Origin of the sequence: Citrobacter telavivensis (assembly GCA_009363175.1) — a bacterium.
In the GTDB taxonomy this organism is placed as follows: domain Bacteria; phylum Pseudomonadota; class Gammaproteobacteria; order Enterobacterales; family Enterobacteriaceae; genus Citrobacter_A; species Citrobacter_A telavivensis.
Map to the genome: position 1 here is coordinate 2,335,020 of CP045205.1, position 16,013 is coordinate 2,351,032.

The following is a 16,013-nucleotide window of genomic DNA, read 5'->3' on the forward strand; positions in this document are numbered from 1 at the left end:
CATCCCGACTGGAAACATCTATTTTAATAAAGGCCATACCGACCATACTGGCCACGCGGGATAAGGATCGTCACGTTATGCAACCGTTTAAGGACGGATTGTCAATGATGTGTTAATATAGATGTAAATAAATTGTGAAGTTATTGTGCTTCCGGGGAAAGAAAGTGACAACATTACAGCTCTCAATCGTTCATCGCTTACCACAGAACTATCGTTGGTCAGCGGGTTTCGCAGGTTCGAAAGTTGAACCGATTCCGCAAAATGGCCAAAGCGTAGAAAACAGTCTGGTGGCGCTTAAACTGCTGAGTCCGGATGGCGATAGCGCCTGGCCGGTGATGCATAAACTCAGCCAGGCGCTCAGCGATATTGAAGTGCCATGTTCAGTACTGGAGTGTGAAGGTGAACCGTGCCTGTTTGTGAATCGCCAGGACGAGTTTGCCGCGACCTGTCGTCTGAAGAACTTTGGCGTGGCCATTGCCGAACCGTTTTCTAACAACAATCCGTTTTGAGCGTCAGCTTAGCGTGAGAAGCTGACGCGTATACGCCTGCTGCGGTGCGCTAAAGACGTGCTGGCATTGCCCCTGCTCGATTACCTCTCCCTGTCTTAGCACAATCACCTGATGGCATAACGCGCGTACCACGTGCAGATCGTGGCTTATGAAGATATAGGCCAGACGATGCTTCTGCTGCAACGATTTCAACAGCGCGAGAATTTGCGCCTGCACGGTCCGATCGAGAGACGACGTGGGTTCATCAAGAATAATCAATGACGGTTTCAGGATCAGCGCTCTGGCAATTGCGATACGCTGGCGCTGACCGCCGGAAAACTCCGCCGGATAGCGATGACGCGTGTCGGCATCCAGTCCCACTTCCGCCATCACAGCCACGACCTGCTGCTCACGCTGTTCGGCTGAGAGCGCTGGCTGGTGAACGCGCAGTCCTTCTTCAATGATTTGCAGTACGCTCAGTCGCGGATTCAGCGAGGAGTTGGGATCCTGGAAGACCACCTGGATACGATGACGAACGGGCAACAGCTGTCGGCGCTTAAGATGTTGTAACTGCTGACCGTCAAATACTATGCTGCCCTGAGAGGTAATAAGCCGCAGGAGCGCCAGCCCGGTAGTGCTTTTTCCCGAACCTGATTCCCCCACCAGCCCCAGCGTTTCACCCGGTTGCAGACTGAAACTGATGCCTTTCACCACCTCATTGTTCGCCACCACGCGCTTAAGGATGCCCTTGCGAATGGGGAACGCGACGCGTAAATCCTCAACACTGAGAAGGGGGGACAGCCCCTGCGGCAATGGTACCGGATCGCCTGCCGGTTCGCTGTTGAGCAACTTCTGCGTGTAGGGATGGGTGGGCGCATGGAGAAGGGGAGCGGCACGGTTTTGCTCAACGCATTGCCCGTTTTGCATCACCGCCACGCTGTCGGCGAGCTTCCTGACAATACTGAGGTTATGGGTGATGAACAACATCCCCATATTCAGCTCGCGCTGGAGTTCGCGCAGCAGTTGCAGGATCTGCGCCTGTACCGAGACATCCAGCGCGGTGGTTGGCTCATCAGCGATGAGCAATTCGGGTCGCGTTAATAGCGCCATTGCAATCATCACCCGCTGACGTTCGCCGCCGGAAAGTTGGTGCGGGTAATCACCCAGTCGTGTTGCCGCCTGACGAATGCCGACCCGGTCGAGACAGCTTAATATCTCCGCGCGTGCCGCTTCCCGGCGCATTCCCCGGTGCAGGGAAAGCACTTCATAGAGCTGTTTTTCGAGATTGTGGAGCGGGTTTAGCGACACCATCGGCTCCTGGAAAATCATGGCAATCTTGTTGCCGCGTACGCCGTGCAGGGTCTGCTCACTGGCGTGCAGTAAGGACTCACCGTGAAAACGGATATCGCCGCCGAGATACACTGCGGGCGGGGTAGGCAACAGGCGCAGAATCGACAGCGCGGTAACGCTCTTGCCGGAGCCGGATTCTCCCACCAGCGCCAGCGTTTCGCCAGCCTCCACGCGCAACGAAATCGCGTTAACCACCGTGCGGACCGTCTCCTGCTTGCGAAATCCCAGCGTCAGATTGTCAATGGCGAGCAAAGGTTGCGTCATATTACACCGCCTTGTTGGGATCGAATGCGTCACGGACGGCCTCGCCGATAAAGATCAGCAGCGAGAGTAAAATGGCTACGGACAGGAAGGCGGTGATGCCCAGCCACGGCGCTTGCAGGTTATTTTTACCTTGCAGGAGCAACTCGCCCAGCGAAGGAGAGCCTAGCGGCAAACCAAAGCCGAGGAAGTCCAGCGACGTCAGGGTCGTAATGGAACTGCATAAAATGAACGGTAAGAAGGTCAGGGTGGCAACCATTGCGTTGGGTAGCATGTGGCGAAAGATGATACTGCGGTCGCTAACGCCGAGCGCCTGGGCGGCCCGGATATAGTCAAAATTACGCGTGCGTAAGAACTCTGCGCGCACCACGCCCACCAGACTCATCCAGCCAAACAGCACCGTAATCGCCAGCAGCCACCAGAAGTTGGGTTGCACGACGCTGGAGAGCAAAATGATCAGGAACAGCGTCGGCATACCCGACCAGACTTCAATGAACCGCTGGCCCCATAGATCCACTTTACCCCCGTAATAGCCCTGCAACGCCCCGGCCAGCACGCCCATGACGCTTGAACACAGGGTAAGCATCAGGCCGAAAAGAATGGAAATACGCGTGCCGTAAAGCACTCGCGCCAGCACGTCGCCGCCGTTGGCATCGGTACCCAGCCAGTTTTGCGCAGAAGGGGGCGAGGGAAAGGGGGTGTCGGTTGCAAAGTTGATGCTGTTCGCCCCAAAACGCACCGGTGCCCAGAGAACCCAACCGCGCTTTTCCAGTTGTTGCTTTAACCACGGGTCCTGGTAATCCGCCCTCGTTGCCAGAGGGCCGCCAAAATCGCTCTCACTGTAGTTTTTGACCAGCGGGAAATACCAGCTTCCGTCGTAGCGCACCAGTAACGGTTTGTCGTTAGCAATCAGCTCAGAACACAGGCTCAGACCAAACAGGACAAGAAAAATCCACAGCGACCAGAAACCACGACGATTATGGCGAAAACGTGCCCAACGGGCCTGATTGACGGGGCTTAAATGGGCCATTAACGTCCCTCAAAATCAATACGCGGATCGACCAGCGTATAGCTGATATCACTGAGAATATTCAGCAGCAGGCCAATCAGGGTGAAGATGTACAGCGTGCCAAACATCACCGGGTAGTCTCGTGAAACCGTCGCCTCATAGCCCAACAGCCCCAGACCATTGAGTGAGAACATCACTTCAATCAGCAGTGAACCGGTGAAAAACATACTGATGAAGGTGGCGGGAAAACCGGCGATCACCAGCAGCATGGCGTTGCGAAAAACGTGCTTCCACAGGATATTCCCTTCACTCACCCCTTTGGCACGGGCGGTGACGACGTACTGCTTACGGACCTCATCGAGAAAGGAGTTTTTGGTCAGCATGGTCAACGCGGCAAACCCGCCAATCACTGTCGCCAGGACAGGTAAGGTGATGTGCCACAGATAGTCGGTTATCTTCTGATACCAGGGCAGGGAGTCAAAATTCGCCGAAACCAGGCCACGCAGCGGGAAGAGATCGTAATAGCTGCCGCCGGCAAAAAAGACAATCAACAGTATTGCGAACAGAAACGCCGGGATAGCGTAGCCAATGATAATAAACGCGCTGCTCCAGACGTCGAATCGGCTGCCGTTATGCACGGCCTTGCGGATCCCTAACGGAATCGACACCAGATAGATGATGAGCGTACTCCACAGCCCCAGGGTAATAGACACCGGCAGACTCTCTTTGATGAGCGCCAGCACCGAGGCGCTACGAAACAGGCTGTCGCCGAAATCGAAGCGAATGTAATTCCACAGCATGGTGAAATAGCGCTCGTGCAGTGGCTTATCAAAACCGTAGCGTTGGGTGATTTCGGCAATCACTTCAGGGTCAAGGCCGCGTCCTCCGCGATAGTTGCTGTCGCTGATATTACCCACCCCGGTCCGGGCGTGGCTGGCGCGGATGCCTTCGCTTCCGGCACCGGGCAGTGCGCTCGTCTGACCAAACTCAATGGCGGCAATCGCTTGGTCGACCGGGCCGCCAGGGGCAATTTGCACGATGAAAAAGTTGATGGTGATGATCGCCCAGAGCGTCGGGATAACCAGCAACAAACGGCGAATCAGGTACGCGCCCATTTATTCTCCCTGTCGTCTGGCGGCTGGCAACTTCGCCGCCCGGTTTACGTCATACCACCAGTTATCCAGGCCGATGGTATAAATCGGACGAATGGCCGGACGGGAGAATTTATCCCACCAGGCCAGTCGGTCTTCAGCCATGTACCACATCGGCAGCATGTAGTAATTCCAGGTAAGTACTCTGTCCAGCACGCGCCCAAGCGGCAGCAGTTTGTTTTTATCACCTTGCGCCGCGATGATTTGATCGATCAGTTTGTCAACCACCGGACTTTTCACACCGGGGGCATTATAGCTTGAGTCGATGTATTCAGACGCCCAGGAGATTTGCAGATCGGAACTGGGCCACGGCATCGCGCGCCACAGGGTCGGCATCATGTCGTAGTCCCGGTTGCGCAAGCGATTGGTGAGTTGCGAGTTATCTACCTGGCGAATATTCATCGTAATACCCAGCCGCTGGAGATTGTGCTGGAAGGGCAGAACCCACTGGCTGTTACTGGCGGCGGAAATGAGCAGTTCAAAGCTCAACGGTTTACCGGTGGCCGTGTTAATGCGCTGCTGGCCTTTCAGTTCCCAACCCGCGTCTTTCAGTAAGTTATCGGCTTTTAACAGGTTTTCCCGATCGTAACCGTCTCCTTTAGATTCGGGAGGCTGGTAAATCTGGCTGAAGACCTCAGGCGGCAGATCCTTTTTCATCGGCGCCAGCAGTACCAGTTCCGCCGCGTCAGGGTAGTTTCTGGCGGCATACTCGGTGTTCTGGAAATAGCTGTTTGCCCGGCTCCAGGCGTTGTAGAACAGCGCTTTATTCATCCACTCAAAATCGAACGCCAGCGTAATGGCTTCACGGACGCGTCGGTCGCTGAAAACGGGGCGCTGAGTGTTGAACGCCAGCCAGCGCGTATCCTGCGCCGATTCATTTTTCTGCTCATCTTTGATGATGTACTGATTATCAAAGTTTTTACCGACATAACGTGTCGCCCAGTTTTTGGCGTCGCTTTCCAGACGCAAATCGAACGCGCCAGCCTTAAAGGCCTCAAAAGCCACGTTGTCGTCGAGGTAATAGTCGTAGCGAATGACATCGAAATTCCAGCGGCCACGATTGACCGGCAGATTGGCGGCCCAGTAATCCTTCACGCGTGAATAGACAATATACTGGCCCATCTTCCACTGACTGATGCGGTAAGGCCCACCGCCCAGCGGAGGTCTGGACAGCGGGTCGCTGAGTTTGTGATCTTTCCAGTACGCTTGTGGCATCACGGGCAACGAGAACAGGCTGAGCATGTCCTCTTTACCCGGCTTCGCGAGTTCCATACGTACGGTCAGCGGCGCAATGGCTTTGACCGTTGTGCCTTTGTAGACCAGACGAAACTGCGGCACACCTTCGGTCATAAATTTGTTGAAGGTGAAGGCGACATCCTTTGCCATGACGGGCGAGCCATCATGAAAACGGGCGCGAGGGTTGATCGTGATTTCAACCCACGAATAATCCTCCGCATAGCGTGCGCTCTCGGCGATCAGCGGATAATAGCTGCCGGGCTCGTCATCAGAGGTGGTAAACAGGGTGTCGTAGAGTTGTTCAGTCCGGGCTGCGGGATTACCGCGCAGGGCATAGCGGTTGAAATTGTCGAATGTGCCGAGGGCGGAAAGCGTGATCTGACCGCCTTTGGGGGCCGCGGGGTTGGCGTAATCGAAATGATCAAAATTGAACGCGTATTTAGGTTCTCCCAGCACCGCAAAGGCATAGCTCTCTTTGATCGCCTGCGCCTGGGCGCCCGCGCTCATCAATATGACAAACAGCAGCAATATGCGAATGATTATCTGCAAAGGGATTCCTTCTCTTGCTTACTTGCCGGCACAGGTCACACTTATGCCTGAATAATAGGGCAGGTGGCGTCTGTTGTGAATCCACGCGTTGGCGCTTTACCATTTCAGCGTGTGTGGCTGCGAAACCCACTGGACAAATTTGTCGAGCGGCATGGGGCGGCTGACCCAATAGCCCTGAAGGAAGCGAACCCCGTGTTCATGCAGCCATTTCGCCTGCTCCGGCGTTTCCACTCCTTCGGCCACCGTCATCATATTGAGGCGCTTAGCGAGCGTCAGCACCGCATCGAGCACCGGTGAGGTGACGGTTTCTGTACCAATGGCGTGTATAAAACCGCGATCGATTTTCAGATAATCCAGGGTATAACGCTCCAGATAAATCAGCGCGCTGTGGCCGGTACCGAAGTCGTCTATTGCAATTTCGAAGCCTGCGGCATGCAACCATTCAAATAACTGTGAGGCTTCATGTTGCTGGATCATGTCGCGTTCGGTAATTTCCAGCACAATCTGGAAGTGGTTGGGAGGCATTGCGGCGACTAACTGGCGAACGTCGTCTTTAAAACTGCTGCTGTGCAGGTGGTCAGGTGCAATATTGATACCGTACTTTGCGCCAACAGGAAGGACTTTCTGCAACGTAGGGGCATCTCGCGCCAGCAGTTTAAACAGATGCTGGGTCAATGGCACAATCATGTGCTGGGCTTCGGCGTAATGAATAAACGCATCCGGCGGGATTTCTCCCGCCGTTGGATGTTTCCAGCGCAGCAACACCTCCAGCCCGGTGACCTTCAGCGACTGCGTATCCACGACGGGTTGATAGACCACGTAGAATTGATCGCGTTTGATCCCTGTGAGGATCTCTTTCCCGGGACGCAAGCGAATGCACATGATGTAGTAGCAAAGTAAACCAGCAATGATGCCCCCCATCCCGCCAAGAAGCAGGGCATACCATAAGTCGGGCCAGGTCCAGTTGGTTGCGTACAGCCGGATCGTCACCGGAACACCGCTTATTTTTGCTTCGCGCTCCGGTGAACTGTCGAGATCGTTAACGGTGAGCAGATGGTCCGAAAAGGTCGACAACGCGGTGTTGCCAACGATAATGGCGATCCCATCAAAGTCTTCTTGTCGGGCGGTATACAGCAGATACGGCGTAAGGTTGATATTCAGGGAGGTGAAAACACCGCTGTTCACCAGCAGGGGATTGCGATACCAAATCACCATCGCAGGTTTATTGGGCATCATCGGTGTTCCCGGGATAATCGCCATGTCGATATCTTTACTAATATCGAGGCTGGGAACCAGTTCGGTCAGCAGCGCATCCATTCCACCGGTTGCCGATGAGCAAAATGCTTTCTTATCCTTAACCAGCAAAAACGCGCGAACGTTCAGGCTAAACGCGGCACGAGAAGTGAGATCCGCGCTGACTTGTTTGCAGGTATTTAAGGTCAACGGCTGGAGGATATCGGTGGTGTTTTTGAGATCGGCAAAATAGCTGACCAGGTAATGTTGAATGTCGGAAACCAGCGTGTCGTATTTGACTTCCCGCTTATGCCACGCCATCACGAACTGTAGGCTACTGATAACAATAGCAATGACAATCCCAGTGATCAGGCAGGTAAGCACGATTTTTCGACCAGTCGTTAAGGCGCGTGTGAACATGATGCCTGGTTTTACCCTGAGATTGTCGATGATGACAAATGTGATGGAATAACAAGACTATAGCCTGGATTGATTCGGCGAGTCATGCTTTTCCACAGAGAGAAAAGGGGAACCAAAAAAAAAAACACCGCCGAAGCGATGCTTTTCGTTTGTCTCGTCAGGGTCGCCAAGGGATAGCAACCAAACGATTAACTGCGGCTCAGAACCCGACGCGCTTCGTTGTAGCGCTTTTTCCAGTATGGCTCGTTCATGCTGGAGATAATAACACCGCTGCTGGTAGAGGCATGAACAAACTGGTTGTTGCCAATATAGATACCAACATGACGGCCCGTTGAACCTGCGCGGAACAGAACCAGATCGCCAGTACGCAAATTCGTGCGTGACACGGACTTACCGGTTTCCTGCTGTTCGTAGGTGGAACGTGGGAGTTCTAAACCAAATTGTTCACGGAATGTACGTTGTACAAAGCTGGAACAATCAATACCTTTTTTGGAGTTGCCGCCGAGACGATAGCGCACGCCTTTCCAGTCAGCATATTGATCCATAATCCGCGACTTCACATCGAGGTTACGCACCATACTCTCAAATTCATCCTGAGAAGCTTGCAGTGAAGAAGCTTCTTGACCCACACCAAGCGTCTCAGAATGCGTGTTCTTTGCGGTGTTACTGGTAGTGCTACATGCAGAAAGCAGTACCGCGACTGCTATCGCGGGAATCCCGCGCAAGATATATCTCAAGATCGGTTGAGATTTGACCATTTTGTTTGTTTTCCCTTGAAGTCCTTAACGATAAATATCGTTATAAAAAATGCCAAACGTGACGAGACTAATTACCTACGCACAATGAGACAATTCTTTAAGCGCAAAACTGTGGCAGAACGCACAAATTTATTCGCGAAGAGAATAATAACCCAGCGAGGCAAAACGAGTTCGAGGTTACCCGATCGTTACAGGCTTGGCGAGTGATTTTATCTGAATTTTAATAAGAAAATGTGATACAGAAAGTGAATAAACGGGATTGGTCAATTTAAGTGCAGAATGGCGAAAAAACAGGCAACTCATTCATTCACAAAGATAATGCTATGACTAAATAATGACGGTGAGATGAATAATTTATCTTAATGCATCATCAGGGCTTAAGAATAAACCCTGATGATGTTAATAACTGTGGGTTATTTGTTTAAGATTTGTTTGTTTTTGCCGGGGAGATAATTGTCGAAAAGCGCGATGAGGCGATCGCTTAACGGGGTCAGGAGACACCAGGGCAGACCAATTAAGACCACGGTTAATGAACCTACGGCGATATCAGTGAACCAGTGGGCACCGATCATGACGCGCGGGAAAGCAAAAACCACAACGATAATAAGGCCGATAATCCCTGCGGCTTTTCCGAAATAGCGCAACATAAATGCGGCGAAAATAAGCAGCATCATTCCGTGATCGCCAGGGAAACTGTCTCTGGACGCATCCTTCGTCGAAATATGCAGCAATTCACTGACGCGATAAATATTGTCAAAACTGAGCGTGGGACTTGCGCGTTTTACGGGCAGCAGCGCCTGACCCGCCTGGTTCAGAACCACGGCGGTGAGCAACATCACCAGGCCGATGATGACAATACGACGGCGGCCTGCAGGCGTCTCCTTCAGCCAGAAACTCAGCATCAGACCGCCCATCGCCAACAGGGAACAGGCGTCAAACGCCCGATTATTGGTGATGGCGACCAGCCACAGGAAGGCCTGGCTCTCCACCAGTTTCTGGTTGAAAAAGTGAAAAATGCCGGCGTCAACCGGGAACCAGAATCCATGATTGGCAGGTATATACCAGCTCATGAACAAAGCCAGACCGGCAAGATTCAGCAGAAGTATCAGTGGTAACCTGATTTTCATATTCAAAGAGTTCACTGTTCAATAAATCGCAGGCAACCTTACGCGTGTTCAGCTAAACGAAGCTTCAACAATGCGCTCTGCAACGTATTCCAGTCTGCCTCGGTACTGGAAATCAGTTCAATACGGCTGTCCGGCGGCGCGACGTTCTGCGTTTCAATGTGCAGATCTTCACCCTGGCGGTTAATGCGCACGAGACCTTCCGCAATACGCATGACCCCTTTCACCCGACCAACTGGCGCCAGACGCGCCCATTCCAGCAGCCCAATGGTGTCAAAAACGGTATCGGCATCGAAAATCCAGCCGCAGGCCTGATGCCCCTGGCCACTGTTCAGGCTACGACGCCAGCGCTGTTGTGCCGGCAGGCTCATCGCCGCGAGTCCTCGTGTTACAGGCTGGCTGTGCGAATGCGCCGCGCTGGCGGGTAATTCAGCCAGGTTCAGACGCGGTAAGTCCAGCAACTGTCCGTCAATCTGACCGTGATCGGCTTGCACTAACTGACGGTTGCCGCCGAACTGCTGCCACCAGGTCTGCAAAGCGCGTTCACTCTCCGCCGTCGCGTGATCGGTTTTATTCGCCACGATGATATCTGCCGCAGCCAGTTGGTCACGAAAGTTCTCATTGGCGACGCTTTTTTCATCCAGCAACCCGCGTGGGTCAAGAATACACAGCGTGGCGCGAAGGTCTATCCAGGGTTCATACACCGGCGCGGTGAGGAGAGAGAGGATCTGTTTCGGGTGCCCCAGTCCCGTCGGTTCGATCAGCAGACGGTCTGGTTTTCCCTGACGCAACAGCGTGTTCAGGCCAACCTGCATGGGCAGGCCGTTCACGCAGCACATACAGCCGCCGGGGATCTCTTTGAGCAACGCGCCGCTATCTGCCAGCAGGGCGCCGTCGATACCGACCTCGCCGAACTCATTGACCAGTACCGCCCATTTTTCGGCAGGATCTTTGTGCGCTAACAGATGAAGAATTGAAGTGGTTTTTCCGCTGCCGAGGAAACCGGTGATGAGGTTAGTTTTGGTCACGCCTGCTCCAGAATGATGTGCCGTAACGGGTTAGCTTTAATCCTGGCGAAAAAAAGTGAAAAAGAGAAGGGCGGGACGAACGAAGACAGGCTCCGTTCGCCTTAATGGCAGAAATTGTTAATTTTTTAACGTATCAATCACCGCCTGATGCGCGCCGCGTTGCGCGATACGCTGCCAGGCCGTTTCAATCGCCTGAACAAAAGCAGGATTGTGCGGGAGGTCGTTGCCAAAGACTTCCTGTAAAGAGAGCAGCGCTACGACGCGTTGGTCCTCATGACTGGCGGCGACGATTGAGCTGATTTTATCGCTCAGTGGGTCGCGAACGTCGATGGTCGAGCCGGCATCATCGATACCACTGACGTAGCGCATCCATCCCGCCACACCCAGTGCCAGTAATGGCCATGCGCTTTCGCGCGCCAGATGGAGGCGGATACCTGCCAGCATCCGCTGCGGTAGTTTCTGACTGCCGTCCATCGCGATTTGCCAGGTCTTGTGCTTCAGCGCTGGATTCGCAAAGCGTTCAATCAGGCTTTGTGCGTACCCGGTTAAATCCACGCCGGTAATACTGAGCGTCGGTGCCTGTTCATTCATCATCAGTCGGTACGCGGCTTCGCGGAACGCGCTGTCCTGCATACACTCATTAATATGCTGAAATCCGGAAAGATAACCGAGATAAGCGAGAAACGAGTGGCTGCCATTAAGCATTCGCAGCTTCATCTCTTCCCAGGGGCGAACATCGCTAACCATCTGCACGCCTGCGGCTTCCCATGCGGGACGACCAGCGACAAAATTGTCTTCAATCACCCATTGAATGAACGGTTCACAACTGATGGCGCAGGGGTCGGCAACGCCCAGTTCGCGGGTGATTTCCGCCAGAGATTCCTCTGTAGCGGCCGGAACAATGCGGTCGACCATGGTGGCGGGAAAACTGACGTATTCACGGATCCAGCTTGCCAGCGCGGGAGAGCGTTTTTCCGCCATCCCCAGTACGGCATTCTTCACTACGTGACCGTTATCAGGAATGTTGTCGCAGGAGAGCACAGAAAAAGGCGCCAGCCCGCGCGCCTGTCGACGTGACAGCGCTTCCACCAGAATGCCGGGCGCTGAAAGGGGTTCGTCAGGCGCCTGCAGGTCGTGAATAATACGCGGGTTTGTCAGGTCCAGCGTACCGGTAGCCGGATCGATGCAATAGCCTTTTTCGGTGATGGTCAGTGAGACAATCGCGACCTGGGGCTCGCAGAATTTTTCAATAATAGTGGCGAGCGAATCGAGTTTTGCGTTCAGACATTCGTTGACGGCACCGACGATAATTGCCTGATTGCCGTGCGCACCTTTTTCCAGCACGGTATAGAGATTATCCTGTGCTCGGAGTTGGCTCATCAACGTGTCGCCGCTGAACAGGCTGATCTCACAAATTCCCCAATCCCCGCCCTGGGCGTTCAGCACCCGGTCGGTCAGTAATGCCTGGTGCGCACGATGAAAGGCGCCAAAGCCGAAATGCACCATGCGCGTTTTGAGCTGCTGGCGGTCATAGTGCGGCGTTTGTACGCCATCCGGCAGTATTGCTGAGGCAATTGTAGTCATGAATTACACACCTGATTAACCATAAATTAACAACGTCAGTGTAAAGTTATATGACAACAAATTGAATTGGTAAGCCGAATTTATCCGGGTAATGTGAGCTAGATCAATCAATCATGCCCCTTTTATTGATCACCTCACAGAAGCCTGTATGGTAGTCGTCATTCAGGTAAGCTAATTTGGTATAACAACTTTGTGAGGTAAAGCAATGGAACAAACCTGGCGTTGGTACGGGCCTAACGATCCGGTATCGCTTGATGATGTGCGTCAGGCTGGCGCAACGGGCGTTGTGACGGCATTGCACCACATTCCGAACGGCGACGTGTGGCCGGTCGAAGAGATTAAAAAGCGTCAGGCAATTCTGGCGGAAAAAGGGTTAACCTGGTCGGTTGTCGAAAGTATTCCGGTTCACGAAGAGATCAAGACTCGCTCCGGTCAGTATCAGGCATGGATAGCGAATTATCAGCAGAGCATCCGCAATCTGGCGGCCTGCGGCATCGACACCGTCTGCTACAACTTCATGCCGATTCTGGACTGGACGCGTACCGACCTCGAGTACGAATTGCCGGACGGCTCGAAAGCGCTACGTTTCGATCAAATAGCCTTTGCTGCTTTTGAGTTGCATATCCTCAAGCGTGCGGGAGCTGAAGCGGACTATAGCGAAGAAGAACAGCGTCAGGCTCAGGCGTATTTCACTGCCATGAGCGATGCGGATATCGAAAAACTGACCCGCAATATCATTGCCGGTTTGCCCGGCGCAGAAGAGGGTTATACCCTCGATCGGTTCCGTGCGCGTCTGGCCGAGTATGACGGCATCAGCAAAGACGATCTGCGTGACAATATGGCAGTGTTCCTGCGCGCGATTGTCCCGGTGGCTGAAGAAGTGGGCGTACGCCTGGCGGTGCATCCTGACGATCCACCGCGTCCGATTCTCGGATTGCCGCGCATTGTCTCTACCATTGAAGATATGCAGTGGCTGAAAGAGACGGTCGATAGCATCTACAACGGCTTCACTATGTGCACGGGATCATACGGTGTTCGCGCGGATAACGATCTGGTAAAAATGATCGAAACCTTTGGCGATCGTATCCACTTTACCCACTTGCGCTCGACGTGCCGCGAAGAGAACCCGAAAACCTTCCATGAAGGCGCGCACCTGCAAGGGGATGTGAACATGGTGGCGGTGGTAACGGCGATTCTGACCGAAGAGCAGCGCCGTAAGAAGGCGGGTGATTTACGTCCAATACCGATGCGTCCCGATCACGGTCATCAGATGCTGGACGATCTGCATAAGAAAACCAATCCGGGCTACTCTGCGATTGGGCGTCTGAAAGGGCTGGCGGAAGTGCGCGGTGTTGAACTGGCGCTGAAAATGACCCAGTTCCGCGACCTGCTGTAAGAGCGAAAATGACAAAAAGGACAGCTCAGGCTGTCCTTCTTTACATACATGCAAAACTTAATCCGCGCGACCCATATAACGGCGCTCTTCAATATGAATGCGGATTTTTTCACCGGCGCTCAGGTATTCAGGAACCAGAATGACCAGACCGGTACTCAGCGTCGCTGGCTTGTTGCGCGCACTGGCGGAAGCACCTTTAATACCAGGAGCGGTTTCCACGATTTCCAGATCAACCGTCTGTGGCAGTTCGAGCGCCAGCAGCTGACCGTCCCAGGTTAATACCTGCATATCCGGCATCCCGCCTTCCGGAATAAACAGCAGCTCTTCTTCGATCTGATCTTTAGTGAAGGTATAGGGCGTGTAATCTTCTTTATCCATGAACACGTATTCGTTGCCATCGACATAGGAGAAGTCAACGCCACGGCGGCTCAGGGTGACGGTATCTACAATGTCATCGCCCTTGAAACGTTCTTCCACTTTCAGACCGGTACGGACATCGGAGAAACGCATTTTGTACAGCGTTGCTGCGCCACGGGCGGTCGGGGACTGAATATCGATATCTTTCACAATCAGCAGCTTGCCGTTGTAATTCAGTACCATACCTTTTTTGATTTCGTTCGCTCTTGGCATCGAAAAGATCCTGTTATAGAGATTAGCTAAATTATCGCGTCAAACTACTCGCGCCGGGTCATTCAGGCAAGCGGAATTCACCTTTTGCTGGTGCAAAAAAGGTGGTACTGTGCGCGCCTGTCCGGTGGTCATAATAAAGAGAGTCAGACTATGGAATGCCGTCCGGATTGTGGGGCGTGTTGCACCGCACCATCGATTTCCAGTCCCATCCCCGGCATGCCTGAGGGCAAGCCCGCCAATACGCCGTGTATCCAGCTTGATGAACACATGCGATGTAAAATTTTCGCGTCTCCACTGCGGCCAAAAGTGTGCTCCGGACTGCAGCCAAGTGCGGAAATGTGCGGCGAATCGACTCGCCAGGCGATGACTTGGCTTATTGAACTGGAGGCGCTGACGGCGCCTTAAACATCCTTAATACGCGTCAGGCAAACCATCGTGGCGATAATCATCACCAGCGCAAACCAGAAGACGGCATGGTAGTTCCAGATTTCTGCGGCAATGCCCGCCAGTGACCCGGCGATAATCCAGCCGACGCGGATGGTATTAGTGTAGAGCGTTGTCGCTGACCCCGCCTGACCCGGCATCAGATCCTGAAAATAGAGCATGCCGATCCCGCCGAGAATACCGATGTAGATGGCGTTCAGCAGTTGTAAACCCAACAGCACCACAGGGGAGTGCGCGACCAGCATTCCTGCGTAAAAGCAAAAACCGGCGGCGACCGCAATGCACATTAGCAGGCGTTTGCCCAGCCGTTTTGCGAAGTAGCCGGCAATCAGCATCGTCGGGATTTCCAGTCCGGCCGCCGTACCCATCATCACGCCCGCCAGTTTTTCCGGCAGATGCAGCTCATTAATAATAAACAGCGGCATATTAATGATATACAGGCTGTTGGTGCCCCACATTAAGGTGCAAATCGCAAACAGTAACAGGGTATCCCGACGGTTTCGACGCGGCGCTTCCAGCGTACCGGTGGCCAGTGTGGTTTCTTTACGCATAGACGGTAAGAAAAACCACACCATCGCGCCGCAAACCACAAACGCCACTGCGGCGCTGAGGTACATCACCGTAAAGCTGAAACCCATCGCCAGCGCGTAAGCCAACGGCGGACCTATCACCCACGCAAGTGAAACCTGGGCGCGCAGTATGGAACTGAACATTACCGCTTCACGACCTGTGCGGTCAGCATGTTCGCGGGCGAGAGCAAACATTTGCGGGTTGGCGGTCGAGCCAAAGCTGCTGAGAAACACGCCGACAAACAGCAGGATAAAGTAGTTACGATTCCAGGCAAATAACACGCACGCCAGCATGCCCAGTGCACAGCAGAAGACGATCAGCTGTTTGCGATCGCCTTTTCTGTCTGAACGTCCTGCCAGAAACTGGCTGACCAGAATGCCGATCACCGCACTGCCGGTAAAAAAGAAACCGACCATCCCCGGGCGCGCATGGACTTCATCGGTCAGAAAGAGGCTCAGCGTGGGGGTTTGTAGCGCACCTGCAATACCGGTGAGAAAGGCGACAATAAGGAAAGCCGTAGACGTCAGGTCAAACGTTTTTGGCGTGGCGGCAGCGGGGGTGTTGTGCATGTTCTGGTATCAGTAGTGTGATGAGACGCGGAGTTTACGCCGCTTAGCTGAAAATAAACAGATGACTAAATCAAAATCGCCACGAAAAATCAAAATGGCATTTCACTCTGGCAATGCGGTTAGCTGACGCTGCTGAACCTTAAACGAAATAGCGCTGTATTTGCTTCAGCACCTTTTCGATAATGAGGCAAAAATGTGCATTGCTTCTAAATT

Annotated in this window: 14 protein-coding genes; 3 read left to right on the plus strand and 11 right to left on the minus strand. The window is 53.4% G+C overall.

The window, feature by feature from the left end:
* The first annotated feature begins 164 nt into the window (after positions 1 to 164).
* Positions 165 to 509, plus strand: a complete 345-nt coding sequence (locus tag GBC03_13450) for a hypothetical protein (protein ID QFS71142.1) — start codon at positions 165 to 167, stop codon at positions 507 to 509.
* Positions 510 to 512: 3 nt separating this feature from the next.
* Here the strand turns inward: GBC03_13450 and yejF are convergent, their stop codons facing one another.
* From yejF to GBC03_13495, 9 genes are all read right to left on the minus strand, one after another.
* Positions 513 to 2,102, minus strand: a complete 1,590-nt coding sequence (gene yejF / locus GBC03_13455) for a microcin C ABC transporter ATP-binding protein YejF (GenBank protein ID QFS71143.1) — start codon at positions 2,100 to 2,102, stop codon at positions 513 to 515.
* Between the two features lies 1 nt (position 2,103).
* Positions 2,104 to 3,129: an ABC transporter permease subunit gene (locus tag GBC03_13460; GenBank protein QFS71144.1), complete on the minus strand. Its 1,026-nt coding sequence runs from the start codon at positions 3,127 to 3,129 to the stop codon at positions 2,104 to 2,106.
* Entirely contained in the window at positions 3,129 to 4,223 is a 1,095-nt protein-coding gene (yejB, locus tag GBC03_13465) for a microcin C ABC transporter permease YejB (GenBank protein QFS71145.1), read from the minus strand. Before yejB ends, GBC03_13460 begins: the two co-directional genes overlap by 1 nt.
* Positions 4,224 to 6,038, minus strand: a complete 1,815-nt coding sequence (locus GBC03_13470) for an ABC transporter substrate-binding protein (protein ID QFS73994.1) — start codon at positions 6,036 to 6,038, stop codon at positions 4,224 to 4,226.
* Positions 6,039 to 6,140: 102 nt separating this feature from the next.
* A complete protein-coding gene (locus tag GBC03_13475; GenBank protein QFS71146.1) occupies positions 6,141 to 7,697 on the minus strand; it encodes a cyclic di-GMP phosphodiesterase in 1,557 nt (518 codons plus the stop codon).
* Positions 7,698 to 7,885: 188 nt separating this feature from the next.
* Positions 7,886 to 8,455, minus strand: a complete 570-nt coding sequence (mepS, locus tag GBC03_13480) for a bifunctional murein DD-endopeptidase/murein LD-carboxypeptidase (GenBank protein ID QFS71147.1) — start codon at positions 8,453 to 8,455, stop codon at positions 7,886 to 7,888.
* 413 nt (positions 8,456 to 8,868) lie between these two features.
* Positions 8,869 to 9,588: a phosphatase PAP2 family protein gene (locus GBC03_13485; GenBank protein QFS71148.1), complete on the minus strand. Its 720-nt coding sequence runs from the start codon at positions 9,586 to 9,588 to the stop codon at positions 8,869 to 8,871.
* A gap of 32 nt (positions 9,589 to 9,620) precedes the next feature.
* Positions 9,621 to 10,607, minus strand: a complete 987-nt coding sequence (locus tag GBC03_13490) for a hypothetical protein (protein QFS71149.1) — start codon at positions 10,605 to 10,607, stop codon at positions 9,621 to 9,623.
* A 117-nt stretch (positions 10,608 to 10,724) separates the two neighbouring features.
* Entirely contained in the window at positions 10,725 to 12,191 is a 1,467-nt protein-coding gene (locus tag GBC03_13495; protein ID QFS71150.1) for a fructuronate reductase, read from the minus strand.
* A 205-nt stretch (positions 12,192 to 12,396) separates the two neighbouring features.
* On the opposite strand from GBC03_13495, the gene uxuA reads away from it, so the two are divergent.
* Entirely contained in the window at positions 12,397 to 13,587 is a 1,191-nt protein-coding gene (gene uxuA, locus GBC03_13500; GenBank protein ID QFS71151.1) for a mannonate dehydratase, read from the plus strand.
* A 57-nt stretch (positions 13,588 to 13,644) separates the two neighbouring features.
* Here the strand turns inward: uxuA and yeiP are convergent, their stop codons facing one another.
* Positions 13,645 to 14,217 carry an elongation factor P-like protein YeiP gene (yeiP, locus tag GBC03_13505; protein ID QFS71152.1) on the minus strand — a complete coding sequence of 191 codons (573 nt, stop codon included), beginning with the start codon at positions 14,215 to 14,217 and terminating at the stop codon, positions 13,645 to 13,647.
* A gap of 150 nt (positions 14,218 to 14,367) precedes the next feature.
* On the opposite strand from yeiP, the gene GBC03_13510 reads away from it, so the two are divergent.
* On the plus strand, positions 14,368 to 14,622 hold the full coding sequence (locus GBC03_13510; protein QFS71153.1) for a YkgJ family cysteine cluster protein: 255 nt from the start codon (positions 14,368 to 14,370) through the stop codon (positions 14,620 to 14,622).
* Here GBC03_13510 and setB read toward each other — a convergent pair.
* Positions 14,619 to 15,800 (minus strand): sugar efflux transporter SetB, encoded by a 1,182-nt coding sequence (gene setB, locus GBC03_13515; protein QFS71154.1) that lies wholly within the window; start codon positions 15,798 to 15,800, stop codon positions 14,619 to 14,621. The two genes, GBC03_13510 and setB, sit on opposite strands and share 4 nt — an antisense overlap.
* Positions 15,801 to 16,013 lie beyond the last annotated feature (213 nt).

Excerpts from the sequence above, each read along its gene's own strand:
- yejF (QFS71143.1), bottom strand. The coding sequence starts at position 2,102 with ATGACGCAACCTTTGCTCGCCATTGACAATCTGACGCTGGGATTTCGC.
- GBC03_13475 (QFS71146.1), bottom strand. The coding sequence starts at position 7,697 with ATGTTCACACGCGCCTTAACGACTGGTCGAAAAATCGTGCTTACCTGC.
- setB (QFS71154.1), bottom strand. The coding sequence starts at position 15,800 with ATGCACAACACCCCCGCTGCCGCCACGCCAAAAACGTTTGACCTGACG.
- yeiP (QFS71152.1), bottom strand. The coding sequence starts at position 14,217 with ATGCCAAGAGCGAACGAAATCAAAAAAGGTATGGTACTGAATTACAAC.
- GBC03_13495 (QFS71150.1), bottom strand. The coding sequence starts at position 12,191 with ATGACTACAATTGCCTCAGCAATACTGCCGGATGGCGTACAAACGCCG.
- yejB (QFS71145.1), bottom strand. The coding sequence starts at position 4,223 with ATGGGCGCGTACCTGATTCGCCGTTTGTTGCTGGTTATCCCGACGCTC.
- uxuA (QFS71151.1), top strand. The coding sequence starts at position 12,397 with ATGGAACAAACCTGGCGTTGGTACGGGCCTAACGATCCGGTATCGCTT.
- GBC03_13460 (QFS71144.1), bottom strand. The coding sequence starts at position 3,129 with ATGGCCCATTTAAGCCCCGTCAATCAGGCCCGTTGGGCACGTTTTCGC.
- GBC03_13510 (QFS71153.1), top strand. The coding sequence starts at position 14,368 with ATGGAATGCCGTCCGGATTGTGGGGCGTGTTGCACCGCACCATCGATT.
- mepS (QFS71147.1), bottom strand. The coding sequence starts at position 8,455 with ATGGTCAAATCTCAACCGATCTTGAGATATATCTTGCGCGGGATTCCC.